Here is a 25,521-nt window from a genome sequence, read left to right on the forward strand (position 1 = left end):
TGGATCGACCTACCTGCTCTCGGCGCCCTCCTGCTCGGCCACGCGTGAGATCTGTTCGGGTGTGGCAGACGCCACGATCACGAGGGAGCCGCCGCCGAGGCAGGCGGCGGTGATCAGCTCGGCGTCGCGCCGGATGCCGCCCGGCTCGACCAGCCGGCGGGCAGCATCGGGGATGACCGACGCGAGGAGCTCGGCGTGCGTGCTCGTCGCTCCCTCGAGGTCGAGCGCCACCGTCGACGGCTCGGGGGGATCGAGTGCCACGAAGTGGTCGCCGTGGCCCGGCACCTCCGCACCCAGGTCGAGGAAGCCCTCGGGCGGTTGCGGGAACCGACCGCCGAGGGGCCGGAGCGAGGCGGCGACCCGGTGGGGCTCGTCGGCGACGAGATCGGGACCGCTCAGACCGATGTCGGCGGCCCGGTCGGCGATCATCGCGCCCACGTTCCATGCCGACAGGATCCAGACCGTCGTCAGCCAGTGGCTCGGCAACCCGATGCGGATGCGGGTGCCCGGCCCTGCGTCGAGGTCGTCGACCAGGAAGTTGCTGCTCTTGGCGACCCAGTTCGCGGTCGTCGTCGTGCTGAGCTCGACCCGTTCACCGGTGGCCATGTCGTAGTAGGTGACGAGCGGCTGACCAGGATCGGCTGCGACGCGGAGCAGCTGGTCAAGCGTCCTCATGCGGCCACGACCTTGTGAGCCAGCTCGAGCACGGCGGCGGCGTCCGCGGGTGCCGGTTCCGGGCGGCCGGGATCGGCCTCCGGCAGACCGGCAACGCGTACGAGCTGAGGTGGAGCCGTGTCGTCGTGCTCGACGACCAGGACGGGCAGGTCGCCGGGCACGAGGTCGCGGAACCCGGGCGTACGCAGGACCGGGTCGACGGCCAGCGTGCGGCTCGAGGGCCCGAGCACGAGGACGTCGCAGTCCTGCAGGGCCGACGAGACGGCGGTGGACACCGAGATCTGGTCGGCGACCAGGAGCAGCTGCGTCGGGTCATGGGCCGCGGGGTCGGCGAGGTACTCGTCGACCGGGATCGCCCGCGGCTCCTCCGCACCGACCACGACCCGGAACTCGGCCCGCTCCTCGCACATCGGCAGCAACCGGTAGGGGAGCGCGGCACGGATGCCGGCGGCGATCGTCGCGTCCGTCAGGGCGGTCCCGGTCAGGACGAGCTCGGTGCGGACCAGCCGCGCCGCCACAGCCTGGTCGCTGGCCCGCTGCCACGGTGGCGTGTAGCCGACCGCCTCGAGCGCGTCGGCGACGGCGTACGTGGCGACGCCGGACGGCGAGAGCAGGCCGTCCAGGTCGGGGCTCGCCTGCAGGCCCGCCGAGACGTGCCCACGTACGGTCGGAGCCACGACGGTGAGCTCGTCATCGGGGCCGAGGAGGCCGCCGAGCTCGCGGGCGAAGGGTGCGCCGTCAGCGCCGACGACGAGCAGGATGCGCATGCGGGCCATTCTGTCTTGCCTCATCGGGCGTCCTGCACGGGGGCGACACGCCGGGGATTTCGTGAATCTTGCCATTCGGCTTGACTTGTGACAGGTGACAGGACTGTAATTCCATGTATGTCATTCGATCTGGGTCTGCCGCAAGAGCTCGATGAAGAACTCATGTGGCAAGAGCGCGCCCTTTGCGCTCAGACGGACCCCGAGGCGTTCTTCCCTGAGAAGGGCGGATCCACACGTGAGGCCAAGCGAGTGTGCCTGACGTGCGACGTCCGTGGAGAGTGCCTCGAGTACGCCCTGGCACATGATGAGCGGTTCGGCATCTGGGGCGGTCTGTCCGAGCGTGAACGTCGCAAGCTGAAGAAGCGGGCTTAGACACCTCGCTTTCGGCTCGTCCACTAGGGCGTGCCGCTCAGTCACGCCTCGATGAGCGACCATGGCATCCGCGCCCGGTCGGCAAGGCCTGGGGGCACCCCCAACGCGCTTCGCGCGTGAGGGGGCGGACTGAGGCGCACCGGGGTTGTGCTGCGAAGGACGAGAACGCCGCCGGGCGGGATGCGGGGACATGGGAGCCGGGGCGTGGCTGGGTGGCATGCCCTAAAGTCGCTCTACGTGGACGAGACCAGCACGACGCGCCATTGGCTCGATGATCCGCCCACTGTCGGCGCGATTCTCGTGGCCCACAACGGCGCCACCTGGCTCCCCAAGGTCCTCGCCTCGTTCGCGCACATGTTCTACGCGCCCACGACGTGGCGGGTCGTCGACGTCAGCTCGACCGACGGCAGCGCCGACCTGCTGCGCGACTCGTTCGGCGCCGAGCGCATCACCTACGCCCCGTCGGGCACCGGCTTCGGTGAGGCCGTACGCCTCGGGCTGGAGTCCATGCCTCGTACGGACTGGATCTGGCTGCTGCACGACGACTCCTCCGTGCTCCCGGGCACGCTGTCGGGCCTGCTCGACACCGCGACCTCGGCACCCGACATCGCCGCCGTCGGACCCAAGATCCGGGAGTGGCCGTCGCTGCGCCGCCTGCTCGAGGTCGGCCTGACGATCACCGCGACCGGGTCCCGCGAGACCGGCTTGGAGACCGGCGAGCCCGACGCGGGCCAGCACGACCGTCCGCGCGACGTGCTGGCGGTCAACACCGCCGGCATGCTGATCCGCCGTGACGTGTGGGACGAGCTGAACGGCCTGGACCCCAACCTCCCTCTCTACTACGACGACGTCGACCTCGGCTGGCGGATCGCCCGCGCCGGCTACCGCACGCGGACCGCGCCGACCGCGGTGCTGTTCCACGCCGAGTCGAGCCGCCGCGGCACGCGTACCCGCACAGCAGGGGACGTGCCGCACTGGGAGGAGCGCCGGGCGGCGATCTACACCTTGCTGGCCAACACCCCGATGCCGCGCTTCCTGTGGCAGTACCTCCGGCTGTTCTTCGGATCGCTGCTGCGGGTCATCGGGCTGCTGATCGGCAAGGACCCCGAGGCTGCCAGCGACGAGCTGCTCGCTCTGCGTTCGGCGTACACGCATCCGTTCAAGCTCATCAAGGCGCGCCGCCGCCGGCGCGCCACCGCCAGGCGGCCGCACCGCGCGATCCGGCACCTGCTCGCGCCGTTCTGGCTGCCGTACCAGCACGGCTTCGACATGGTGCGCGACACCGCCACCGCCCTCATCAAGCCGGAGGCGGTCGAGTCGGTCGGTCGCCGGTCCACGACGCTCGACCAGGCGCCCGACGAGGCCGAGAACCTCGACGACGGACCCTCGATGCTCCAGCGCCGGCCGTGGCTCGCCACGGTCCTCGTGCTGATCGTGCTCTCGGTCATCGCGGGCCGCGGCCTGTTCGGTGGCGGCCTGCACGGCGGCGCCCTGCTGCCCGCCCCCGGCTCGTCGGCGGGCTGGTGGGACCTGGTCTTCGGCTCCCGCCATGACGTCGGGCTGCCGAGCGACACGCTGCCCCCGATCTTCGCGCTGCTGCTGGCCGCGCTCTCGACCCCCTTCTGGTTCCACCCGGGTCTCGTCGTCACGATCGCCATGGTGTTCGCGGTCCCGCTGGCCGCTCTGACGGCGCACCGGTTCGGTCGCCAGATCAGCTCGCACCGCGTGCCCCGCATGGTGTGGGCGATCTCGTACGCCTTGTGCGTCGCGGCGACCGGCGCGGTGAGCCAGGGCCGGCTCGGCACCGTCGTCGCCCTCGTCGTCCTGCCGATCATCGCCAACACCGCATGGCAGCTCGCGGAGAAGCCCGGCTGGCAGCTCGCGCTGCGGCTCGGCATCTGGGTGGCGTTCGCATCTGCGTTCGCCCCGATCGTCCTGCCGATGAGCCTCGGCGGCCTCCTGATCCTCTGGTACGCCGAAGGGCGCTGGGTCCGCGGCCAGCTCGTCGTGGCGGCCGTGGTGCCGCTCCTGCTGCTCGGACCCTGGCTCGCCCAGAGGGCGCTTCGTCCCTGGCGGATGTGGTGGGAAGCCGGCTACCCGCTGCCCGGTTCGGCGACCGTCCGCGAGGTCGTCCTCGGTCGTGCCGGCGGTCCCGGTGCGGCCCCCGAGTGGCTCACGGTCGGCGTGCTCGTGCTGGCACTCGTGGCGCTGGTGCCCCGTCGTACGCGCACGGGAGTCCTGCTCTCGTGGCTCGTCGCGCTGCTCGGCCTGGGTGCCGCGCTCGCCGGGACGCTGCTGACGTACTCGACCCATGCCGGACCCGCCGACATCACGCCCTGGGTCGGCATCCCGGCCGTGGTCTGGATCGGTGGCCTGCTCACCGCGGTGCTGCTGGCCGTGCCTGCCGCGCTGTCGTGGCCCCGACCTGCCCTGACGGCCGCGATCGTGGTCGCGCTGGTGCTCCCCGTGGGCACGCTCGGCTGGTGGGTCGCCCGCGGTGACGCCGACCCCATCGACGACGGCCGCGCCGACGTCGTGCCGGTCTTCCTGGCCGAGCGTCCGGGCGACACGTTGATCCTGACCGGCAGCATCGACGGCGGAGTCGACTACCGCGTCGTCGCCGGCGACGGGCCGTTCCTCGGCCAGGAGGCCGTCACCGCGTCGTCGTCCGACGCGAGCCGGCTCACCGCCGTCGTCAGGCGGATCCTCGCGCAGGGCACGACGGCCGACGTCGACGCACTCGGCGAGCTCGGCATCGACTCGATCTACGCGCCCAGCGCCGACCCGGAGGTGAGTCGCAGGATCGATGCCGCCCCCCGGCTGTCACCCGCCGGCAGCGACCAGCCCGGATCGCGGGTGTGGACCCTCGCCCCGCAGCCCAAGAATGATGCCGCACACGTGGCGTGGTGGCACCGTGGGCTCGGCCTCCTGCAGGCGCTCGCCTGGTTGGTGGCGATCGTGCTGACCGCCCCCGTACGCCGGCGCGCCGCCCCCGAGCCGCTCGACGACCAGGAAGACGCGGAGGTGTCCGCATGAGCGAGCGCCAGCGAGCGAACAAGACAGAACTCATGCCGGCGCCTCCATATCGTGGGTTCTTGTCGGAGGTGACGGCATGAAGGATCTGCGCATCCTCGTGCTGCCGTTCGCGGCAGTGGCCCTCGTCGTGCTCGCGCTCGTCGCGCCGTCGCCGTCGGATTCGGCTCGTGCGCCTTCCCGCGTGACCGTCGCTGAGGCGTCCTACGCGTGCCCGGCCGGGTCGGTCATCACGGTGGCGTCCGGCCAGATCCGTGCGGGCAGCGGCGCGAAGGCCAACGTGTTCCCGAGCCGCGACCGCGACGCCGACCTCGAGGACGCAGCCACCTGGCGTACGTCCGTGGTCGACGGCCCCGGTGTGATGGTGCAGCAGCGCGGCCGCGCCTCCGGGCCGGTGGGCTTCTTCGCCGGCACCGCTCCCAAGAAGGGCGGCGGCGGACTCGTCGTCGGCTCCTGCCCGGGCGTCGTCGACGATGCCTGGCTGCTCGGCCTGGGCTCGGGCGGCAAACACTTCTCGACGCTGATCCTGACCAACCTCGCGGACACCCCGGCCGCCGTCGACCTGAGCCTGTGGGGACCCAAGGGCAAGATCGACGCCGTCGGGTCCGAGGGCATCGTCGTCAAGCCGTCGTCCGTGCGTCGGATCCGCCTGGACGACCTGGCGGCGGGGGAGCCGGAGCTCGCGATGCACGTGCACCGTCGTCGCGGCTCGCTCTCGGCCGTCGTCAACGACAGCGCGACGACGGTGTTCAGCGGCACCGAGCCGGTCTCCGCGACGCTGTCGCCGCGCCGCAGCCAGGTCATCGGGGGACTCGTGCAGGGCGCCAACGGCCGGACGTTGATGCTGCTCAATCCCGGTGACGCGACGGCACGCGTGACGGTCAAGGTCATCGGGGCCAAGAACACGTTCGCCCCCTCGGGCCTTGAGCAGATCAAGGTGCGGCCCGGCAGCACGCGGTCGATCACGATGCCCAAGTCGACCGGCGGCGGCGCCCAGGCGCTGCGGCTGACGTCGGACGAGCCGATCTCGGCGACCGTGCGCATGGCGCCCACCGCCAAGGACTACGCATACGCCGAGGCGGTCCCCGCACTGTCGGGACCGGCGATCGTGCCCGTCGAGGTCGGTCCCAAGATCGCGGCGCCGCGCCTGCTGCTGACCGCGCCGGGGCGAGCCGCCACCGCGAAGGTCCAGGCGTACGACGCGTCGATGCGGCCGCTCGCCTCCAGCGACGTGGCGATCAAGGCCGGCACCACGACCTGGGTCAAGCTCGAGGCGCCCGACGCGGCCTACTTCGTGGTGACCCCGCACGGCAAGGTCGTCGCCGCCGCGACGTACGTCAAGGGCGACGGCATCAGCTCGCTGGCGCTGACCCCCGCGCCGGTCACCGTGCTGAGCCCGCAGGTCCGCCCGGTCTCCTAGCGCGGTCGCGGGTCGAGGTCGTCCGGCGACATGTGCCAGACCTCGGCAAGCCGGTCGAGGACGACCGTCCAGACGAGGTCCTCGAGGTCCTCGTTGCCGGAGCAGCGCTGGGCGATCGGGATGCGGAACAGCACGACGCGAGAGCCTTCGGGGCCGGGCGCGACGATGCTGAGCGGCACGTCGTCGGTCCACTCCGGAGGCAGCAAGGGTGCCTCCTCGACGACGACGTCGACGTGGTCCGGCTCGACCGCGAAGTGGGGCTCGAGGGCGGCGAGGATGTCACCGACGAGCAGGTCGAACGACGCTCTCGCGGGTCGGTGCACCGGCACGCTGCGCGGCGAGAGCGGGCCGGGCAGCGCCATGGGACCGCGCGGTCCGCGGCCGCGCCGGTCGCGCATCCGGCCGGGTCGGGGGCCGCTGACGGCGCCGCCGAAGTGATCCATGCGGTGAGCCTAACGCGCGCGCTTCGGAGTCAGGGATAACCTCACCTCGTGGGTGCGGTGAGACGATGCACGCGATCTGCGTGCTCCCAGACGGCAGTGGCGACGCTGACCTATGTCTATGCGGACCAGACGGCCGTGCTGGGTCCGCTGGCGACCTACGCCGAGCCGCACACGTACGACCTCTGCGCCGAGCACTCGCAGCGCATGTCGGCGCCCCAGGGCTGGAACGTGCTGCGCCTCGCACCCGACCCGGCCGCGGCCGAGCCGACGCGCGACGACCTGCTCGCCCTGGCCGACGCCGTGCGCGAGGCCGGCCGGCCGCCGACACCTCAACCTGATGGACCCCCAGCCCTTCGACTCGTGAGGCCCGACTCTTGATCGACCCCCGTCTGGCGGAGGTGGTCAAGGCGTACGACGTACGCGGCCGCTCGCCCGAACAGCTCGACCCTGCCCTGACCCGCGCCCTCGGCGAGGCGTTCGCGCTCGAGACCGGCGTCGCCGGAGGTGGCACCGCCGTGATCGGCCACGACATGCGCGACACGTCGCCGCTGCTCGTGGCGGCGTTCTCCGACGGCGTACGCGCCCAGGGTGGCAACGTCATCGGCATCGGCCTGGCGTCGACCGACCTGCTCTACTTCGCGTCCGGCGACCTCGACCTGCCCGGCGCCATGATCACGGCGAGCCACAACCCGGCGGAGTACAACGGCATCAAGCTGTGCCGCGCGGGCGCCAAGCCGATCGGCTACGACACCGGGCTCTCCGCGATCGCCGAGCAGGCCACCGAGCTCCTCGCCCGCACCGAGCTGCCGGAGCCGATCGGGACGTACGAGGAGCTCGACGCGCTCAGCCGCTACGCCGCTTACCTCCACGAGATCGTCCCGATCCCCGACAGGCGGCGCCTCAAGGTCGTCGCCGACGCCGGCAACGGCATGGCCGGGCACACCGTGCCGTCGGTGTTCGCGACGCTCAACGTCGAGCTGACGCCGATGTACTTCGAGCTCGACGGCACGTTCCCCAACCACGACGCCAACCCGCTCGACCACAGCACCCTGGTCGACCTGCAGGCGACGGTGCGCAAGACCGGCGCCGACATCGGCCTGGCGTTCGACGGTGACGCCGACCGTTGCTTCGTCATCGACGAGCGCGGCGACGTCGTCTCCCCGTCGGCGATCACCGCGTTGATCGCCTCGCGTGCTCTGCTGACCACGCCCGGAGCGACGATCCTGCACAACGTCATCACGTCCAAGGCGGTGCCGGAGATCATCGCCGAGAACGGCGGCACGGCCGTACGCACGCCGGTCGGCCACTCCCTGATCAAGGCCGAGATGGCGCGCACCGGTGCGGTCTTCGGTGGCGAGCACTCCGGGCACTTCTACTTCAAGGACTTCTTCCTCGCCGACTCCGGCATGATCGCGGCGCTGCACGTGATGGCCGCGCTCGCCGAGACCGACGGCACGGTGTCGGCGCTCATGGCGCAGTACGAGCGCTACGTCGCCTCGGGCGAGATCAACAGCACCGTCGACGACGGACCGGCGATCCTCGAGGAGCTCTCCACGACGTATGCGGAGCTCCCGCAGGACACCCTCGACGGGCTGACCATCACGGGGGACCGTTGGTGGTTCAACGTGCGGGCGTCCAACACCGAGCCCCTGCTGCGGCTCAACGTCGAGGGCGACGACGAGGAGACCATGGCGCGTGTGCGCGATGAGGTCCTCGCGGTGATACGTCGCTAGGCTGCTCGCATGAATCTTGAACCCGCCCTGCTCGAGATCCTGGTCTGCCCGCAGTGCCGGGCCACCCTGGCGGTCGACGACGAGGCCAGCGAGCTCGTCTGCAGCGCCTGCGCCCTGGCCTACCCCGTCCGCCGCGACATCCCCGTGATGCTCGTCGACGAGGCGCGGAGCATCTGAGGGATGTCGACCGAAGGCGGCAACAAGGCGGTCATCGCTGCGCTCCTGGCCAACACCGGGATCGCGATCACCAAGTTCATCGCATTCCTGCTGACGGGGTTCTCCTCGATGCTGGCCGAGTCGATCCACTCGCTGGCCGACTCGGGCAACCAGGTCCTGCTGCTGGTCGGCGGCAAGCGGTCACAGCGTGAGGCCACCGAGGAGCACCCGTTCGGCTTCGGCCGCGAGCGCTACATCTACGCGTTCGTCGTGTCGATCGTGCTGTTCAGCGTCGGCGGCCTGTTCGCGCTCTACGAGGCGTACCACAAGTGGCACGAGATCCACGAGGGTCACGACGCCGGCCTCGACAGCAAGTGGCGCCTCGTCCCGCTCGTCGTGCTGGGCATCGCGATCGTGCTCGAGTCGCTGTCGTTCCGCACCGCGATCGTCGAGGGCAACAAGGTGCGCGGCGACCAGAGCTGGTGGTCGTTCATCCGCCGCGCCAAGTCGCCGGAGCTCCCGGTCATCCTCCTCGAGGACTTCGCCGCCCTCGTCGGCCTCGTCGCCGCGTTCCTGGCCGTGAGCCTGTCGCTGATCACTGACAACGCCTGCTTCGACGTCGTCGGCACCGGCTTCATCGGCGTGCTGCTGATCGTCGTCGCGGTGATCCTGGCGATCGAGGTCAAGAGCCTGTTGATCGGTGAGTCGGCCGGCAAGGACGCGATCGGCAGGATGCGCAGCGCGATCGAGTCGACGCCCGGCGTCACGCAGATCATCCACATGAAGACGCTGCACATCGCGCCCGAGGAGCTGCTCGTCGCGGTCAAGATCGGCATTGAGGCGGATGCGACCGGTGCGGGCATCGCGGAGGTCATCGACGCCGCGGAGCGCAACGTACGCGCCGCGGAGCCGATGGCGCAGCAGGTCTACGTCGAGCCCGATGTCTACCGAGCCGACCACGTTCCCGACGCCCGCCCCGAAGCACCCGCAGCCCCGAGCCACTAGTCCCCGAGATGTGGATCCTGCTGCACCACGATCACGCGGCGCGTGGTGCAGCCGAATCCACATCTCGGAGACGCTAGTCCACCGGCGGGGTGGACAGCGGGTCGAGGCGGTCGACGACCTCGGGGTCCCCGGCGTCGGCCAGGTAGTCCGTCGGGTGCGTGTCGTCCGTGCCCGCATCCACGTCGAGCGCCCGGCAGACGAACGTGCCGATCACCGCGACGAGCAGGTTGAGGACGAGCGCCGTCAGCCCGAAGTAGATGAGGTTGTCGCTGATGTCGATGCCGAACACCTCGAGCGGCCCGACAGACCCGCCGAAGTGCGAGTCGGGCTTGCCGACGGAGGGCTTGTTGTAGGCCGCGATCGTGCCCCACGCCATGCCGATCGCCCAGCCCGCGAGCAGCGCGTAGCGGTGGAACCACCTCGTGTAGAGGCCGATGACGATCGCCGGCAGCGTCTGCAGGATCCAGATGCCGCCGAGCAGCTGCAGGTTGATCGCGAAGTCCTTGGGCAGCGCCAGGACGAACAGCAGCGCGCCGAACTTCACCAGCAGGCTCGCCAGCTTGCTCTGCTTGGCCTCCTGCGCGTCCGTCGCTCCCGGATTGATGAACGCCTTGTAGATGTTGCGGGTCCACAGGTTGGCCGCGGCGATCGACATGATCGCGGCCGGCACGAACGCACCGATCACGATCGCGGCGAACGCGAGACCGGCGAACCACGGCGAGAACTCCTGCTCGAACAGCTGCGGGATCGCGAGCTGCGCGTTGTCGACCTTGATGCCGGCGGCCACCGCGGCGATGCCCAGCAGTGCCAGCAGGCCCAGCAGGAACGAGTACGCCGGGAGGAGCGCGGCGTTGCGCCGGATGATGTTGCGGTTCTTGGTCGACAGCACGGCGGTCACCGAGTGCGGATACATGAACAGCGCCAGGGCGGAGCCGAGCGACAGCGATGCGTACGCCCACTGGGAGGCGCCGATGCCGGGGATCAGTCCCTTGGGTGCCGCCCCGCCGCTGGCGATCGTGTCGGCGCTGTCCTTGTTGAACGACCCGAACGCCTTGCTCGCCGAGTCGAAGATCCCGCTCCAGCCGCCGAGCTGCGTCGGCAGGTAGATCACCGCGACGATGATGACGAGGTAGATCAGCGTGTCCTTGACGAACGCGATCAGCGCCGGCGCCCGCAGACCTGACGAGTACGTGTAGGCGGCCAGCAGGGCGAACGCGATGAACAGCGGCAGGTCCTTCTTGAACCAGTTGTCGCCCTCGCCGCCGAAACCGATGACGTCGAGCACCGCCTGGATGCCCACCAGCTGCAGGGCGATGTAGGGCAGCGTCGCGAGGATCCCGGTGAACGCGATCGCCAGCGACAGTGCCCGCGAGTCGAACCGGCCCTGCACGAAGTCGGCCGGCGTCACGTACGACCGGCGGTGCGAGACCGACCACAGACGGGGCAGGAAGATGAAGATGATCGGGTAGAGCACGATCGTGTAGGGCACCGCGAAGAAGCCCGTGGCGTTGCCGGCGTACAGCAGCGCGGGCACCGCGATGAACGTGTAGGCGGTGTAGATGTCGCCGCCGATCAGGAACCACGCGACGAACGTGCCGAAGCTGCGACCACCGAGGCCCCACTCGTCGAGGTTGTCGAGCGTCTCGGCCTTGCGCCAGCGGGCGGCGAGGAAGCCCAGGACCGTGACGAGGAGGAAGAAGAACAGGAAGACGGACAGTGCGACCGGGTCGACGTCGTTCATCGCGCGTCCCCGTTCGTGCGTCCTTCGGCGAGACGGCGCTGCCGCTCATGCCCGATGACCAGCCGGTAGGCGATCGACGTCAGCACGACGGACCCGATGACCAGCACGAACTGGTACCAGAAGAAGAACGGGATGCCCCACAGCTCGGGGTCGGCCTTGGCGTACGTCCAGACGAGCAGCGGGACGACGATGGCGATCGCCAGCGCCACCCCCGCCCCGATCAGTGGACCCTTGCCCGGCGGTGTGTGTTGTGGCATGTCTTGACCCCCACGATCGGTCGGACCAGTGACCCCCGTCACAGTCCCGGAGACACCGTACGCCCGGGTGCGCGCGGGCGGAAGTGGGGGTCGGCCGACGTGTCGGGTCCCTCACATGTACCCGCCGATTCGGTGCGGACGACTACCCGCCGGTACGCTGTCGACCATGGATTACAACGTCGCTGACCTGTCCCTCGCGGAGTACGGTCGCAAGGAAATCGACCTCGCCGAGCACGAGATGCCGGGACTCATGGCCATGCGCGAGCGCTATGGCAAGGACAAGCCGCTCGCCGGAGCCCGCATCGCCGGCTCCCTGCACATGACGATCCAGACGGCGGTGCTGATCGAGACCCTCGTGGATCTCGGCGCCGACGTCCGCTGGGCGACGTGCAACATCTTCTCGACCCAGGACCACGCGGCCGCTGCGGTCGTCGTCGGTCGTGACGGCACGCCCGAGGACCCCAAGGGCACCCCGGTCTTCGCCTGGAAGGGCGAGACGCTGGCCGAGTACTGGGACGAGGCCGAGAAGGTCTTCGACTTCGCCGAAGGCGGCCCCAACGTCCTGCTCGACGACGGTGGCGACATCACGATGCTGCTGCACCTCGGCGTCGAGTACGAGAAGGCTGGCTCCGTGCCGTCGCAGGACAGCACCGACAACGAGGAGTTCAAGGAGGTGCTGCGTGTGCTGGCCCGTTCGGTGGCCGCCAAGCCGCAGCACTGGACCAACATCGCCAAGGACATCAAGGGCGTCTCCGAGGAGACCACCACCGGTGTCCTGCGCCTCTACGACCGCTTCCGTGAGGGCACGCTGCTCTTCCCGGCGATCAACGTCAACGACTCGGTCACCAAGAGCAAGTTCGACAACAAGTACGGCTGCCGCCACTCGCTGATCGACGGCCTCAACCGCGCCACCGACGTCATGATCGGCGGCAAGGTCGCCGTCGTCTGTGGCTACGGCGACGTCGGCAAGGGCTCCGCTGAGTCGCTGCGCGGTCAGGGCGCCCGCGTCATCGTCACCGAGATCGACCCGATCTGCGCGCTGCAGGCCGCGATGGACGGCTACGAGGTCAAGCGCCTCGAGTCGGTCGTCGAGACCGCTGACATCTTCATCACCACGACGGGCAACTTCGACATCATCCGGGTCGAGCACTTCGAGAAGATGAAGCACCAGGCCATCGTCGGCAACATCGGCCACTTCGACAACGAGATCAACATGGCCGGCCTGGCCAAGATCCCCGGCATCGTCAAGGACGAGATCAAGCCCCAGGTCCACCAGTGGATCTTCCCCGACGGCAAGAAGCTCATCGTGCTGTCCGAGGGCCGCCTGCTCAACCTCGGCAACGCCACGGGTCACCCGTCGTTCGTCATGTCGAACTCGTTCACCAACCAGGTCCTGGCGCAGATCGAGCTCTACTCCAAGGCCAGCCAGTACGAGCTGGGCGTCCACGTCCTGCCCAAGCACCTCGACGAGGAGGTCGCCCGCCTGCACCTCGACGCACTCGGTGTCGAGCTGACCGAGCTCACGAAGGAGCAGGCCGCCTACCTCGGCGTCGACGTCGCCGGTCCCTACAAGTCGGACCACTACCGCTACTGAGTCACACAGCTCCGGGCGCCAGGTGTTCGCATCTGGCGCCCGCTGCTGTTCCAGCCTCCGTATCATGGGTTGTTATGAGCTATCGACGCACGAAGCGTGATCGCGTGCTCGTCGTCGATGACGATGCCTCGCTCGCCGAGATGCTCACGATCGTTCTCGAGGGTGAGGGCCTGACGGCCGCGGTGTGCCGCTCGGGTGACCGGGTGATGGCCGCGTTCGGGCAGTTCAAGCCCGACGTCGTGCTGCTCGACCTGATGCTCCCGGGCCTCGACGGCATGAGCGTGTGCCGCCAGATCCGCGAGAAGTCGGCCGTGCCGATCATCATGCTGACCGCCAAGTCCGACACGCCCGACGTCGTCGCCGGGCTCGAGGCCGGCGCCGACGACTACATCACCAAGCCGTTCAAGAACACCGAGCTCGTCGCGCGCATCCGGGCGCGCCTCCGCCGCTCCGACCAGCTGGCCGAGCCGCTCGTGTTCGGCGACATCGTGCTCGACCCGGCCGGCCACACCGTGACCCGCAAGGGCGAGCCGCTCGAGCTCACGCCGCTCGAGTTCGACCTGCTGGCCTGCCTGCTGAGCGATCCGGCGCAGGTCTTCACGCGCGAGACCCTGCTGCAGAAGGTCTGGGGCTATCACCACCCGGGCGACACCAAGCTCGTCAACGTCCACATGACGCGCCTCCGGTCCAAGATCGAGGACGACGCCGAGAACCCGCAGATCATCCGCACCGTGCGCGGCGTCGGCTACCAGGCGATCACGCCGCCCGCATGACGCGGCAACGCCTGTCCGGCGGCGCCTGATGCGGCGTCTGGCCCGCATCTGGCGCCGGTCGATCCAGGCCCGGGTCGTGACGAGCACGATCGTGCTCAGCGCGCTGGTGATCTCGCTGACCGGCTGGGCCCTGCTGCGGGACGTCGCCGGCGGGCTTGCCGACAGCCGACGGGTCGCCGCGATCTCCGAGGCCCGCTCGGGCTTCGACTACGCCCAGACGCAGCTCGACGCCTCGGTCGAGACCGAACCGGCGACCCAGTCGCAGGCCCTCACCCAGATGGTCGACTCGCTCACGAGCTCGCGGGGCGCCAAGCGTACGTACGAGCTGGTGCTCGAAGGTCCTCTGCTGACCGGCACGGGAGAGGTGCCCGTACGTTCGTCGGCCGCCATCGAGGAAGGCTCGCTGCCGGCCGACCTCGACAAGGCCGTGCGGTCCAAGCCGGGGACCTACTGGCGCTACAGCGACCTGGCGCTCCTGGGCTCGTCCGACACGAGCCCGTCCGTGGTCGTCGGCAGCCAGCTGCGCGCGCCCGGGACCGGCGACACGTACGCGTTGTTCTACCTGTTCTCGATGGAGGACCAGCAGGAGACCCTCGACCTCGTGCGGCGCGCGCTCCTGCTGGGCGGACTGGCGATGGTCCTGATGGTCGGCGGTGTCGCCTGGCTGGTGTCGCGGCAGGTGCTCGATCCCGTGCGCCTCGCCCGCCGGATCGCGGAGCGCTACGCCAGCGGCAACCTCGAGCAGCGCATGCACGTCAGCGGCGAGGACGACATCGCCCGCCTGAGCTCGTCGTTCAACCAGATGGCGGCGAGCCTCCAGAGCCAGATCCGGCGGCTCGAGAACCTGTCGCGCCTGCAGCAGCGCTTCGTGTCCGACGTGTCGCACGAGCTGCGCACCCCGCTCACGACGGTCCAGATGGCCAGCGAGGTGCTCTACGACGCGCGCGAACGGTTCGACCCGCAGACCGCGCGCTCGGCCGAGCTGCTCAAGGGTGAGCTCGACCGGTTCGAGTCCCTGCTGTCCGACCTGCTGGACCTGAGCCGGTTCGACGCCGGCGCGGCCAAGCTCGAGCTCGACACGATCGACCTCAGCCAGGTCGCTCGGAGCTCCGCGGATGACCCGACGCTCGCCCGCAAGGGCATCGAGGTGACGCTGATCGGCGTCGACCAACCGGCCATCGTGGAGGCCGACATCCGGCGCATCGACCGGATCGTCCGCAACCTCTTGACCAACGCCGCGAAGTACAGCGGCTCCCCGCGCATCGAGATCGAGGTGTCGCAGAATGAGAGCTGCGTGTCGCTCGCGGTGCGCGACTTCGGCGTCGGGCTGTCGGGTGACGAGAACCTCCGGGTGTTCGACCGCTTCTGGCGCGCCGACCCCGCTCGTACGCAAGGTGGCACCGGGCTGGGGCTCGCGATCTCCCGCGAGGACGCCGCGCTGCACGGCGGGACGCTGCAGGCCTGGGGCCGGCCGGGCGAGGGCAGCGAGTTCGTCCTGACGATCCCCAAGCCCGAGGGCACCGCCAAGTTCCCCGCCATCCAGTCGGTGTTCGCATGATGCCGACCCGCCTGAGGGCTGCCATCGCGGTGGGTGCCCTGCTCGCCGTGTCCGCGTGCGCCGGCATCCCCTCGTCTGGCCCCGTCACCAAGGTCGCCGACGACGGGGGCCTCGGCGAGAGCACCGTGCGCTACTCACCGGCCCGGCCGGCCGAAGGCGCCTCGCCCGAGCAGATCGTGCGGGGCTACCTCGACGCGATGCTGGCCTACCCCGCGTCCTCCGGCATCGCGACGGCGTTCCTCACTCCCGCGGCGGCCAGGCAGTGGAGCCCGTCAGCAGGCGTGCGGGTCTACTCCTCCGTCACGGTCTCCGAGCCCAAGCTGGCCGCGGGCGAGGACGGGGAGACGACGGACAAGACCCGCAACCCGGTCGAGGTCGGCACGCGGCTGTTCGAGGACGCGCGGCTCGACCAGCAGGGTCACTACGCCCGCAGCGCGCGTCCCTCGGTGCTGTCCTTCCGTCTCGAGCGGGTCGACAGCGAGTGGCGGATCGCCAACCCGCAGGCCGGGTTGCTCCTCAGCAGGAAGTTCTTCGACGACTACTTCCGGCCGTTCAACCTCTACAACTTCGACCGCCCCGGTCGCCGGCTCGTGCCCGACCCGGTCCACCTGGTGGTGGGCGACCAGCTCGCCACCGCGCTGGTCACGAGCCTCGCTCGCGGGCCGGCGGCCTCGATCGCAGGCGTCTCGCGCACGTACGTCCCACCGCTGGACTCGCTGCGGCCGTCCGTGCCGGTGTCCGACGACGGTGTCGCCGACGTGCAGTTCAGCGCCGACTTCTCGGTGCTGAGCGAGTCGGTACAGGACCATCTGTCGGCGCAGATCGTGTGGACCCTGCGGCAGGTCCGCGACATCACCGCCGTACGCCTCGCGGGCGCCGCGACGGTGCTCTCGAGCAACGGCGGCACGACCCAGGACATCGGCTCGTGGGGTGGCTACGGCCCGAGCATCGCCCGCGGCCGGGCGTACGCGCTCAGCGACGACCACGTGGTGCAGATCGACGACGACGCCGTCAAGCGGCTCAGCGGGGCGTGGGGCCGCGACGCCCGCGGTGCCGTCGCGATCGGCGTGTCCGACGACGGCGTCGCCGGGGTGCTGGCGGGCCGCAACCTCGTGCGCGTCACGGACCGCAAGGGCACCGATGCGCGTACGTTCGCCGGCTCCCGGCTCATCACGCCGCAGTGGGACAGCGACGGCAACGTGTGGCTGGTCGACCGACCCGGCGACACCACGCGCGTGCGCATCGTCGACGGGGACGGGATCCGCACGCTCGTCACGGGCCGGCTCGCCGGCCTCGACGTCACGACGTTCGCGCTGTCGCCCGACGGCTCGCGCTACGCCGTCACGGTGCGTGACGTCGTCGGCAGCTCGGTCAGGGTCGGCTCGGTCCGGCGCGACGCCAAGGACCGCATCCTGGGCCTCGGCTCCCCGTCGACCGTCTACACACCGGCAGCGTCGCCGCGATCGGCGTCCTGGTCGTCCGCCACCGAGCTCAGCTATCTCGCCGAGAGCCAGTCCGGCCGGCAGGTCTACTCCACGGCGATCGACGGATCCGCGACGTCCGGTGGCCTGTCCCGCGGCGGCGTCCTGCTGCCCGACGTCGGCGCGAATGCCCTGGCCGTCGGCGGCGGCACCACCGCCAACCGCTACGCGACGGACGCCCGCGGCCGCTTGTGGTTCGTCGCACCCGGCGGGTCGTGGCAGCTGCTGCCCAACCTCAAGGTCACAGGCCTGACGTACGGGCGCTGACGTCCACAGCTCGCGCTGAGCCAGGCGCGTACCGCCACCCCGACGCGTGATGCTCGAGGGATGCGCGAGCTCCTGGTCCCGGCTGCCGACCTGTTGCTCGGTGCGCAGTGCGCCGGATGCGGCCGCCCGGCCCTGACGCTGTGCCGCGCGTGCGGTGGGGCGATTCGACCGGTGCCTGAGGTCACGTGGCCGAGACCCTGCCCGCGCGGGCTCCGCCTACCCACCCGGGTGACTCCCGTCGCCGCGGGCGCCAACGCCGACGTGCTGCGGCGCGTGCTGGTCGCCTGGAAGGAGACGGGCAACACCCGGCTGACCGCGGTGCTCGACCACCTCCTCGCGGCTTCTGTCGTGGAGCACGCGCGTGGCCGTCCGGTCGTGCTGGTGCCCGTGCCGACGTCGCGGCGCAGCAAGCGGGAGCGCGGATGCGACCTCGTCGACGAGCTCGCCCGGTCGGCCGCACGCCTGCTGCGGCAGGTCGGGGTCGAGGCCAGGGTGTCCCAGGCGCTGGCACCGGCGCGGGCGACCGCCGACCAGGTCGGACTCGACGCCGCGGCTCGGGCGCGCAACCTGCGCGGGGCGTTCCGGCTGCGCACCGACCGGGCACTGCCGGGCCGCGACGTGATCGTCGTCGACGACATCCTGACGACCGGGGCCACGGTCTCCGAGGCCGTACGGGTGCTGACAACAGCCGGACATCGGCCCTTCGGCATCGCGGTCGTCGCCGCGACCCCTCGCATTCCAGTGGGCGTTCCTGAGCATCGGGGATGAACTTGTCGGCTGCTCTGGTGATTCCTTGGAGGGCGGTCTAACGTCACAGGTATGGCATGAAGACTGCGCTGATGGTTAGGGCGCGACACCGAGACAAGGGAGTCCCCATGGAAATTGTCGTCAACGGTCGCAACAGCGAGATCTCCGAGCGTTTCCGTGAGCACGTGGAGGAAAAGCTCTCCCGGCTCGAGAAGTACGACTCCCGCCAGAAGATCAGTCGCGTCGAGGTCGAGGTCACGCACGAGAAGAACCCCCGCCAGCAGGACACCGCCGCCAAGGTCGAGATGACACTGCGCTCCCGGGGCCCGGCGGTCCGCGCCGAGGCCGCCTCCACCGACCAGCACTCGGCCCTCGACGCCGCGATCGACAAGCTCGAGTCGCGTCTGCGCCGCTCGGTCGACCGCAGCCGCATCCACCACGGACGGCACGCCCCGACGTCGTTGTCGTCGGCCGCCGCAGAGCTGCCGCTCGACGGTCTGCAGAGCGCCGAGCCCGACGACGACCTGCCCACCGGACAGTCCGCGCCCATCGCCGCCGAGGGCGACTGCCCGATCGTGGTGCGCGAGAAGACGCACCAGGCGCCGCCGATGACTCTCGACCAGGCGATGTACGAGATGGAGCTCGTCGGCCATGACTTCTACCTGTTCCTTGAGAAGGACTCGATGCGCCCGAGCGTGGTCTACCTGCGCAAGGGATATGACTACGGGGTCATTCATCTAGACGTCACAGAGCAGTGATAGGTGGGCCGCTTGGCCCAACCCGTGGCATGATCGACGTGTGAGTTCTCGGGGCGACAGCATTCGAGTGCTCCTGGTCGATGACCAGGAGCTCTTCCGGCGCGGAGTCAAGATGGTGCTCGGCGCTGACGACGCCCTCGAGCTCGAAGAAGTCGACGACGGTGACAAGGCCCTCGAGATGGTGGCCGAGAACCCCTACGACATCGTGCTGCTCGACGTACGCATGCCCGGGCGCAGCGGCGTCGAGGTGTGCGCGGCGATCAAGGAGATCTCCCCGACCACGGGCATCATCATGCTCACGGCGAGCGACGACGAGTCCGACCTCTACGAGTCGATCCGCAGCGGAGCCTCCGGCTACCTGCTCAAGGACGGCTCGACCTACGAGCAGGTTGCCGAGGCCGTACGCCTCGTCGCCTCGGGCCAGTCGCTGATCAGCCCCAGCATGGCGACCAAGCTGCTCGACGAGTTCGTCCACATGTCCAAGAGCCCCGCGCCGACGACCAACCTCACGCCCCGCGAGCTCGGCGTCCTGCGCCACGTCGCCCGTGGCCGCAGCAACCGTGAGATCGCCGAAGAGCTGTTCATCAGCGAGAACACGGTCAAGAACCACATCCGCAACATCCTGGAGAAACTGCAGATGAAGTCGCGCATGGAAGCTGCGATGTACGCCGTGCGCAGCAAGCTCGTCGACGACATCCCTTAATGTCAGACGTTTAGACCAGCATCGGGCTTCATGAACCTGACGACGACGCAGGCTCGGCGGATCGCGCTGGGCGCCCAGGGCTTCACGCGTCCCCGGCCCGGGCTCGACGGCCAGATCGCCTCCCGGCACCTCAACCGGGTCATCGAGCGGCTCGGGTTCTTCCAGATCGACTCGGTCAACGTGCTGGTCCGGGCCCACTACATGCCGCTGTTCTCGCGGCTGGGGCCCTACGACCGTGAGCTCCTGCACCGGGCCGCGTCCCGTCGCCCGCGGCGGCTGTTCGAGTACTGGGCGCACGAGGCCGCGCTCGTCGACGTCAACCTCTGGCAGGCGTTCCAGTTCCGCATGGAGTCCGGCGCACGCATGTGGGGCAACATGGCGCGGATCAGCCAGGAGAAGCCGGAGTTCGTGGCGTGGGTGCTCGAGGAGGTGCGTGCCAAGGGCTCGTTGACCGCCCGCGAGATCGAGCACGACGCACCGCGCGACAAGGACAACTGGGGCTGGAACTGGTCCGAGGTCAAGATGGCGCTCGAATACCTCTTCTACAAGGGGCAGGTCACGGCCGCGCGGCGCAACTCCGCGTTCGAGCGGGTCTACGACCTGCCGGAGCGCGTCATCCCGCAGGCGCAGCTCGACGCCGACCCCCTCGACAGCCGGCAGGCGCACCGGGTGCTGGTGAGCCACGCCGCGCAGGCCCTGGGTGTCGGCACGGCGCAGTGCCTGCGTGACTACTTCCGCATGGCGCCCGAGCCGACCAAGGCCGCGATAGACGACCTGGTCGCGACCGGCGAGCTCGTCCCCACCACGATCACCGGTTGGAAGCGCCCGGCCTACCTGCACCGCGACGCCGCGCGCCCACGCAAGGTCGCGGCGCGGGCGCTGTTGAGCCCGTTCGACCCGCTGGTGTTCGAGCGCACGCGCACCGAGCAGCTGTTCGACTTCCGCTATCGCATCGAGATCTACGTCCCCGCCGAGAAGCGGGTCCACGGCTACTACGTGCTGCCGTTCCTGCTCGGCGACCGGCTGGTCGCGCGGGTCGACCTCAAGGCCGATCGCCAGGCCGCCGCCCTGGTGGTGCACGGCGCCTGGGCGGAGTCACACGCGCCCGCGGAGACGGCCGACGAGCTGGCCGCCGAGCTGCGCCTCATGGCCGGCTGGCTCGGCCTCGAGACCGTGACGCCTCCCGCCAAGGGCGATCTGGCTGGGGAACTCACGAAGTCGCTTGCTCGTCACCTAGACTGAACAGGCTCTCAAACTTTTCTGGAGTTCCAGCCATCGCGGACTCTGGCGTATCAGGAAGTGCATCTAAGTGCCCAAGGTCATCGACAAGATCCTTCGCATGGGCGAAGGCAAGATCCTCAAGCAGCTCCAGGCGGTCGCCAAGCAGGTCAACGCCCTCGAGGACGAGTTCCACGCCATGAGCGATGACGAGCTCCGCGGCATGACCGAGGAGTTCCGCACCCGCCTCGCGGAGGGCTCGACACTCGACGACCTCATGCCCGAGGCGTTCGCGACCGTGCGCGAGGCCGCCCTGCGCGTGCTGGGCCAGCGGCACTTCGACGTCCAGATCATGGGTGGCGCAGCACTGCATCTCGGCAACATCGCCGAGATGAAGACCGGTGAGGGCAAGACCCTGGTCTCGACGCTGCCGGCCTACCTCAACGCGTTGAGCGGCAAGGGCGTCCACGTCGTCACGGTCAACGACTACCTCGCCAAGTACCACGCCGAGTGGATGGGTCGCGTGCACCACTTCCTCGGCCTCAGTGTCGGCATGATCCTGCCGTCGATGACCCCCAACGAGCGCCGCGAGGCCTACGCCGCCGACATCACGTACGGCACCAACAACGAGTTCGGCTTCGACTACCTGCGCGACAACATGGCCGACGACATCGCCGACTGCGTCCAGCGCGGGCACAACTTCGCCGTCGTCGACGAGGTCGACTCGATCCTCATCGACGAGGCCCGCACACCGCTGATCATCTCGGGCCCCACCGAGGAAGAGGTCAAGTGGTACGCCGAGTTCGCCAAGATCGTCGGCGCCATGACGATCGACGAGCACTACGAGGTCGACGAGAAGAAGCGCACGATCGCCGTGACCGAGGAGGGCATCGACCGGGTCGAGGACCAGCTCGGCATCGACAACCTCTACGACGCGGTCAACACGCCGCTGATCAGCTTCCTCAACAACGCGATCAAGGCCAAGGAGCTGTTCAAGAACGACAAGGACTACGTCGTCATGGAGGGCGAGGTCCTGATCGTCGACGAGCACACCGGCCGCATCCTTGACGGACGCCGCTACAACGAGGGCCTGCACCAGGCGATCGAGGCCAAGGAGGGCGTCCGCATCCGCGAGGAGTACCAGACCCTCGCCACGATCACGCTGCAGAACTACTTCCGCCTCTACGACAAGCTCAGCGGCATGACCGGTACGGCCCTGACCGAGGCGTCGGAGTTCGACAAGATCTACAAGCTCGGCGTCGTCCCGATCCCGACCAACAAGCCGGTCGCCCGCGCCGACCAGCCCGACCTCGTCTACCGCACCGAGCAGGCGAAGTTCGACGCCGTCGTGGAGGACATCGTCGAGCGCCACTCCAACGGCCAGCCGATCCTGGTCGGCACGACCAGCGTCGAGAAGAGCGAGCGGCTCTCCAAGCAGCTCAAGAAGCGTGGCGTCCCGCACGAGGTGCTCAACGCCAAGCAGCACGACCGCGAGGCCGCGATCGTCGCGATGGCCGGCCACAAGGGCGCCGTCACGGTCGCCACCAACATGGCGGGCCGCGGCACCGACATCATGCTCGGCGGCAGCGTCGAGTTCCTCGCCGACCAGGCACTGCGCAAGAAGGGCCTCGACCCGCTCGAGGACTCCGAGGCGTACGAGGCCGCGTGGCCCCAGACGCTCAAGCAGATGGAGGAGCAGGTCGCGGCCGAGCACGACGAGGTCGCCGCCGTCGGTGGCCTTGCCGTCATCGGCACGGAGCGCCACGAGTCGCGCCGCATCGACAACCAGCTGCGCGGTCGTTCCGGCCGTCAGGGCGACCCCGGCGAGACCCGGTTCTACCTCTCGCTCGAGGACGACCTCATGCGCCTGTTCAAGGCCGACTGGGTCAACTGGGTCCTGCAGACCATGAAGATCCCCGACGACGTGCCGATCGAGAACAAGCGCGTCACGGGTGCCATCGCCTCGGCGCAGGCCCAGGTCGAGGCGCAGAACTTCGACACCCGCAAGAACATCCTCAAGTACGACGACGTCATGAGCCGCCAGCGTGAGGTCATCTACGCCGAGCGCCGTCGCGTGCTCGAGGGCGAGGACATGCACGAGTGGGTCACCTCGATGATCGGCGAGGTCACCGGCGCCTACGTCCACGGCGCCACCGAGGGATTCCCCGAGGAGTGGGAGCTCGACCAGCTGTGGACCGCGCTCGGCACGCTCTTCCCGATCGGCGTGACCGTCGAAGGTGTCGAGGCCGAGGTCGGCGGCCGTGAGGGCCTGTCCCGCGAGTACCTGCAGGAGGTCATCGCCGAGGACGCGTTGGCGGCCTACGCCAAGCGCGAGGAGGACCTCGGCTCCGAGGTCATGCGCGAGCTCGAGCGTCGCGTCGTCCTGAGCGTCCTCGACCGCAAGTGGCGTGAGCACCTCTACGAGATGGACTACCTGCGCGAGGGCATCGGCCTGCGGGCGTACTCCCAGCGCGACCCGCTCGTGGAGTACCAGCGCGAGGGCTTCGACCTGTTCAACGCCATGATGGAGGGCATCGCGGAGGAGTCCGTCGGATTCCTCTTCAACCTCGACGTCCAGGTCGAGCAGGCCGCCGAGGCTGAGCCGCAGCTGACCGCCAAGGGTCTGGCCGCGGACAAGAAGCCGCAGGCCCTGTCCTACTCCGCGCCCAGCGAGGACGGCGTCGCAGAGGTTCGCGGCGAGACTGCCGACGAGGACACGCCGGAGTCCGAGGCGCGCCGCCAGGCCAACGCCAAGAACAAGGCCCGCCAGAAGGCCAAGCAGCAGCGGAAGTCGCGCAAGAACAACCGCTAGGACCCGCGGAGCTCGGCCTCGGGTGACCGAGGCCGAGCGAAGCTACGCCCAGGTGAGGGCGGTGCACTTCCAGACCTGGTCGCCGCGATGGGTGGTCTGCAGCTCGAGGCGTACGGCGAGGGCCCTCGAGCGACCGCGGTGCACCATGCGGCCGGCGATCTCGGCGGCGCCGTCGTGGACCATTGCCACGTGCACCGAGACGATGCGGGCGCCGTGTCCGGAGCGTGCCCTCAGAGGTACGCGGGCGTGGGCGGTCAGGCGGCTCGTCAGCTGGTCGTAGACGTCGGGCGCCATCCACGCGGCCATCTGCCGCACCGCTCGCTCGCCCGACAGGACCTCGACCAGGGCCTGCATGAACCGGGCAGCGCGTTGGCGCATCGGCGCCGCGTCGCCGCGCTCGACCGGCACCGGCAGCACGGGGCTCAGCCCCGGGAACGGCAGCGGGATCTGGCCGGGTGCCGGTTCGACCGGTCCGTCGAACGACGGGCGCAGTGACGGTACGAGCAGGGCGGTGGCGGTCTTCATGTGGGGTCCTTCCCGAGCGGCGGAACGAGGCGTTGCTTGGGGAAGATCAGGTCGGGGTCGTCGCCGATGACGTCCCGGTTGGCCGCGTGCCACCGTGCGCAGGCGCGCGCGATCTCGGCATCGGTGGCGCCGGCAGGCAGGGACCGGGCGGCGATCGCCCAGAGCGTGTCGCCCGGCCGTACGACGACGGCGGGCGCTGCCCCAGCGGTTGCGGGTACGGACCCGACGGGCCGGTCAGGAAGCTGCAGACCGGTCAGGTCGTGCTGCGGACGGGCCGGCGCGACGGCGCGGTCGGCCTGCACGGGAGCCACTGCGAGGGCACCCACCGTGCCCGCGAGCAGCGCGCGGCGGAGCAGGCGCGGGGTGATCGCGCGGAGGAGCGGAGCCGGGACGCGTAGGAGCACAAGACCGGCAGCGAGGAGCACCCAGGACGACAACGCGAGCTGCACGAGGCAGCCGAGGGCGAGCAGGGCATCCGGGAAGCTGTCGCCTCGCAGGTCGGCCACGGCACGGCCGGCGCCCGGCGCCAGCAACGTGACGCTGACGGCGGCGAGCGCGGTGAGCGCCCACCCGGCACGAGACAGCAGCATGCGACCCCCCGATCGGCATTCATGTCATTTGATGATGTTTGATTACACACAAGACCGTTTGAGAGCGTCTGTCAACATCTGTGTACAGAGGTGTGCACACTGTCCGGGCTGGGTGTCGCTGGGATAGCGTTTCGGCATGCGGTGGGAGCGGTTGTTCGAGGATCTCGAGGCGCAGGCGGGCGATCTCGAGCTCGACGAGCGCGACGCCCTCGTCGACGAGCTGCGCGACGGCGACTGGGCGCAGACCTCCTGGCGGGACCTGCTCGGCGGCCGGGTCGTCCTGGCCGTACGCGGGGCCGATCGCGTCGAGGGCGAGGTGACACTCGTCAACGAGCGGCTGGTGCACCTGCGCGGCGATGCCATGGACCACGTCGTGAGCGTCGCGGCGGTGATGGCCGTGCACGAGGCCGAGCGTCGGGCTGACGCGACGACAGCAGTGGGGGAGGCCCTGGGCTGGGGCCAGGTCTTCAGGGCCCTCCGGGAGACCGGCGAGGAGATCCGCGTGCGCCTGGTCGACGGCTCCGTGCGCGACGGCTCGGTCGTGGTGGCGGGCCGTGACTTCGTACGCCTGAGGGCCGGGTCAGGCCGTGATCAGGTGCTGCCGCTGGACGCGATCGCGGTGGTCAGCGGTCGGACGTGACGTCGTCGGCCGGGACGTGGGTGTCGTCGGGCACCTCGGCGCGGGCGTACTGCCGGGCGATGTAGTCCTCGAGCTGGTCGTTCTCGATGCGCCACTGGCCACGTCCACCGATCTGGATGCCTCGCAGGTCGCCGGAACGGACGAGCGCGTAGACCTGGCGCACCGTGACGTTGAGGACCTCCGCGACGTCGGCCAGCGTGAGGAACCGCGGGCTGGTGGGTGGCATGCCCTCAGTTTCCCACGACGCGGTGTC

At 69.9% G+C, this 25,521-nt stretch carries 25 protein-coding genes; 17 read left to right on the forward strand and 8 right to left on the reverse strand.

The features are described from left to right. Positions 1-9 precede the first annotated feature (9 nt). The gene (locus ASE12_RS17775; protein WP_056403725.1) at positions 10-675 is read right to left on the reverse strand and encodes a TIGR03089 family protein; all 666 of its coding nucleotides are present in this window, start codon (positions 673-675) and stop codon (positions 10-12) included. After that, positions 672-1,466, reverse strand: a complete 795-nt coding sequence (locus ASE12_RS17780; protein WP_162255520.1) for a 2-phospho-L-lactate transferase CofD family protein — start codon at positions 1,464-1,466, stop codon at positions 672-674. The genes ASE12_RS17775 and ASE12_RS17780 overlap by 4 nt, the downstream gene beginning before the upstream one ends. 93 nt (positions 1,467-1,559) lie before the next feature. Here ASE12_RS17780 and ASE12_RS19880 point away from each other — a divergent pair, with 93 nt between their 5' ends. The 3 genes from ASE12_RS19880 (at position 1,560) to ASE12_RS17795 (ending at position 6,267) form a co-directional block, all read left to right on the forward strand. Continuing rightward, positions 1,560-1,814 carry a WhiB family transcriptional regulator gene (locus tag ASE12_RS19880; protein ID WP_056212467.1) on the forward strand — a complete coding sequence of 85 codons (255 nt, stop codon included), beginning with the start codon at positions 1,560-1,562 and terminating at the stop codon, positions 1,812-1,814. A 237-nt stretch (positions 1,815-2,051) separates the two neighbouring features. Further along, the gene (locus tag ASE12_RS17790) at positions 2,052-4,850 is read left to right on the forward strand and encodes a glycosyltransferase family 2 protein (protein WP_162255521.1); all 2,799 of its coding nucleotides are present in this window, start codon (positions 2,052-2,054) and stop codon (positions 4,848-4,850) included. Positions 4,851-4,926: 76 nt separating this feature from the next. Next, positions 4,927-6,267 (forward strand): DUF5719 family protein, encoded by a 1,341-nt coding sequence (locus tag ASE12_RS17795; RefSeq protein WP_056403736.1) that lies wholly within the window; start codon positions 4,927-4,929, stop codon positions 6,265-6,267. On the opposite strand, the gene ASE12_RS17800 is transcribed toward ASE12_RS17795, so the two are convergent. Next, entirely contained in the window at positions 6,264-6,710 is a 447-nt protein-coding gene (locus ASE12_RS17800; protein ID WP_056403738.1) for a metallopeptidase family protein, read from the reverse strand. The two genes, ASE12_RS17795 and ASE12_RS17800, sit on opposite strands and share 4 nt — an antisense overlap. Before the next feature lie 57 nt (positions 6,711-6,767). On the opposite strand from ASE12_RS17800, the gene ASE12_RS17805 reads away from it, so the two are divergent. From ASE12_RS17805 to ASE12_RS17815, 4 genes are read left to right on the forward strand one after another with little or no spacing between them, the layout of a single operon-like run. Then, complete coding sequence (locus tag ASE12_RS17805) at positions 6,768-7,088, forward strand: DUF3499 domain-containing protein (protein ID WP_369797254.1); 321 nt, start codon at positions 6,768-6,770, stop codon at positions 7,086-7,088. Next, complete coding sequence (locus ASE12_RS17810; RefSeq protein WP_056403744.1) at positions 7,085-8,443, forward strand: phosphomannomutase/phosphoglucomutase; 1,359 nt, start codon at positions 7,085-7,087, stop codon at positions 8,441-8,443. Before ASE12_RS17805 ends, ASE12_RS17810 begins: the two co-directional genes overlap by 4 nt. A 9-nt stretch (positions 8,444-8,452) precedes the next feature. After that, positions 8,453-8,620, forward strand: coding sequence for a Trm112 family protein (locus ASE12_RS19885; protein ID WP_082582372.1), 168 nt, complete (start codon positions 8,453-8,455; stop codon positions 8,618-8,620). Positions 8,621-8,623: 3 nt separating this feature from the next. Continuing rightward, positions 8,624-9,604, forward strand: a complete 981-nt coding sequence (locus ASE12_RS17815) for a cation diffusion facilitator family transporter (RefSeq protein ID WP_056403747.1) — start codon at positions 8,624-8,626, stop codon at positions 9,602-9,604. A 73-nt stretch (positions 9,605-9,677) separates the two neighbouring features. Here the strand turns inward: ASE12_RS17815 and mctP are convergent, their stop codons facing one another. Both mctP and ASE12_RS17825 read right to left on the reverse strand, forming a co-directional pair. After that, positions 9,678-11,345: a monocarboxylate uptake permease MctP gene (gene mctP, locus ASE12_RS17820; RefSeq protein ID WP_056403750.1), complete on the reverse strand. Its 1,668-nt coding sequence runs from the start codon at positions 11,343-11,345 to the stop codon at positions 9,678-9,680. Beyond that, entirely contained in the window at positions 11,342-11,602 is a 261-nt protein-coding gene (locus tag ASE12_RS17825; protein ID WP_056403754.1) for a DUF3311 domain-containing protein, read from the reverse strand. Before ASE12_RS17825 ends, mctP begins: the two co-directional genes overlap by 4 nt. A 166-nt stretch (positions 11,603-11,768) precedes the next feature. On the opposite strand from ASE12_RS17825, the gene ahcY reads away from it, so the two are divergent. The 9 genes from ahcY (at position 11,769) to secA (ending at position 23,513) form a co-directional block, all read left to right on the forward strand. Then, entirely contained in the window at positions 11,769-13,196 is a 1,428-nt protein-coding gene (ahcY, locus tag ASE12_RS17830) for an adenosylhomocysteinase (protein WP_056403757.1), read from the forward strand. Positions 13,197-13,270: 74 nt separating this feature from the next. Then, positions 13,271-13,969, forward strand: coding sequence for an MtrAB system response regulator MtrA (gene mtrA / locus ASE12_RS17835; RefSeq protein ID WP_056403760.1), 699 nt, complete (start codon positions 13,271-13,273; stop codon positions 13,967-13,969). 28 nt (positions 13,970-13,997) lie between these two features. Further along, positions 13,998-15,527, forward strand: coding sequence for an MtrAB system histidine kinase MtrB (mtrB, locus tag ASE12_RS17840; RefSeq protein WP_056403762.1), 1,530 nt, complete (start codon positions 13,998-14,000; stop codon positions 15,525-15,527). Next, positions 15,524-17,275 (forward strand): LpqB family beta-propeller domain-containing protein, encoded by a 1,752-nt coding sequence (locus tag ASE12_RS17845; RefSeq protein ID WP_082582373.1) that lies wholly within the window; start codon positions 15,524-15,526, stop codon positions 17,273-17,275. Before mtrB ends, ASE12_RS17845 begins: the two co-directional genes overlap by 4 nt. Positions 17,276-17,335: 60 nt before the next feature. Then, positions 17,336-18,043, forward strand: coding sequence for a ComF family protein (locus ASE12_RS17850; protein ID WP_082582374.1), 708 nt, complete (start codon positions 17,336-17,338; stop codon positions 18,041-18,043). A 107-nt stretch (positions 18,044-18,150) separates the two neighbouring features. Next, positions 18,151-18,780 carry a ribosome hibernation-promoting factor, HPF/YfiA family gene (gene hpf / locus ASE12_RS17855; protein ID WP_056403772.1) on the forward strand — a complete coding sequence of 210 codons (630 nt, stop codon included), beginning with the start codon at positions 18,151-18,153 and terminating at the stop codon, positions 18,778-18,780. A 40-nt stretch (positions 18,781-18,820) separates the two neighbouring features. Next, a complete protein-coding gene (locus tag ASE12_RS17860) occupies positions 18,821-19,483 on the forward strand; it encodes a response regulator transcription factor (RefSeq protein ID WP_056403773.1) in 663 nt (220 codons plus the stop codon). A gap of 30 nt (positions 19,484-19,513) precedes the next feature. Beyond that, positions 19,514-20,725 carry a winged helix-turn-helix domain-containing protein gene (locus tag ASE12_RS17865; protein WP_056403776.1) on the forward strand — a complete coding sequence of 404 codons (1,212 nt, stop codon included), beginning with the start codon at positions 19,514-19,516 and terminating at the stop codon, positions 20,723-20,725. Positions 20,726-20,804: 79 nt separating this feature from the next. After that, positions 20,805-23,513, forward strand: coding sequence for a preprotein translocase subunit SecA (gene secA / locus ASE12_RS17870; RefSeq protein ID WP_200955133.1), 2,709 nt, complete (start codon positions 20,805-20,807; stop codon positions 23,511-23,513). 42 nt (positions 23,514-23,555) lie between these two features. Here secA and ASE12_RS17875 read toward each other — a convergent pair whose 3' ends face one another. Together ASE12_RS17875 and ASE12_RS20420 are read right to left on the reverse strand one after the other, a co-directional pair. Beyond that, the gene (locus ASE12_RS17875) at positions 23,556-24,038 is read right to left on the reverse strand and encodes an Rv3235 family protein (protein ID WP_056403782.1); all 483 of its coding nucleotides are present in this window, start codon (positions 24,036-24,038) and stop codon (positions 23,556-23,558) included. Next, positions 24,035-24,628, reverse strand: a complete 594-nt coding sequence (locus ASE12_RS20420; protein ID WP_056403785.1) for a LysM peptidoglycan-binding domain-containing protein — start codon at positions 24,626-24,628, stop codon at positions 24,035-24,037. The genes ASE12_RS17875 and ASE12_RS20420 overlap by 4 nt, the downstream gene beginning before the upstream one ends. Positions 24,629-24,764: 136 nt before the next feature. Between ASE12_RS20420 and ASE12_RS17885 the strand changes: the two genes are divergently transcribed. Beyond that, positions 24,765-25,268: a hypothetical protein gene (locus ASE12_RS17885; protein ID WP_056403788.1), complete on the forward strand. Its 504-nt coding sequence runs from the start codon at positions 24,765-24,767 to the stop codon at positions 25,266-25,268. On the opposite strand, the gene ASE12_RS17890 is transcribed toward ASE12_RS17885, so the two are convergent. Continuing rightward, a complete protein-coding gene (locus tag ASE12_RS17890) occupies positions 25,252-25,494 on the reverse strand; it encodes a helix-turn-helix domain-containing protein (RefSeq protein WP_056403791.1) in 243 nt (80 codons plus the stop codon). The genes ASE12_RS17885 and ASE12_RS17890 overlap by 17 nt on opposite strands. Positions 25,495-25,521: the final 27 nt, after the last annotated feature.

This window comes from Aeromicrobium sp. Root236, assembly GCF_001428805.1.
GTDB lineage: Bacteria > Actinomycetota > Actinomycetes > Propionibacteriales > Nocardioidaceae > Aeromicrobium.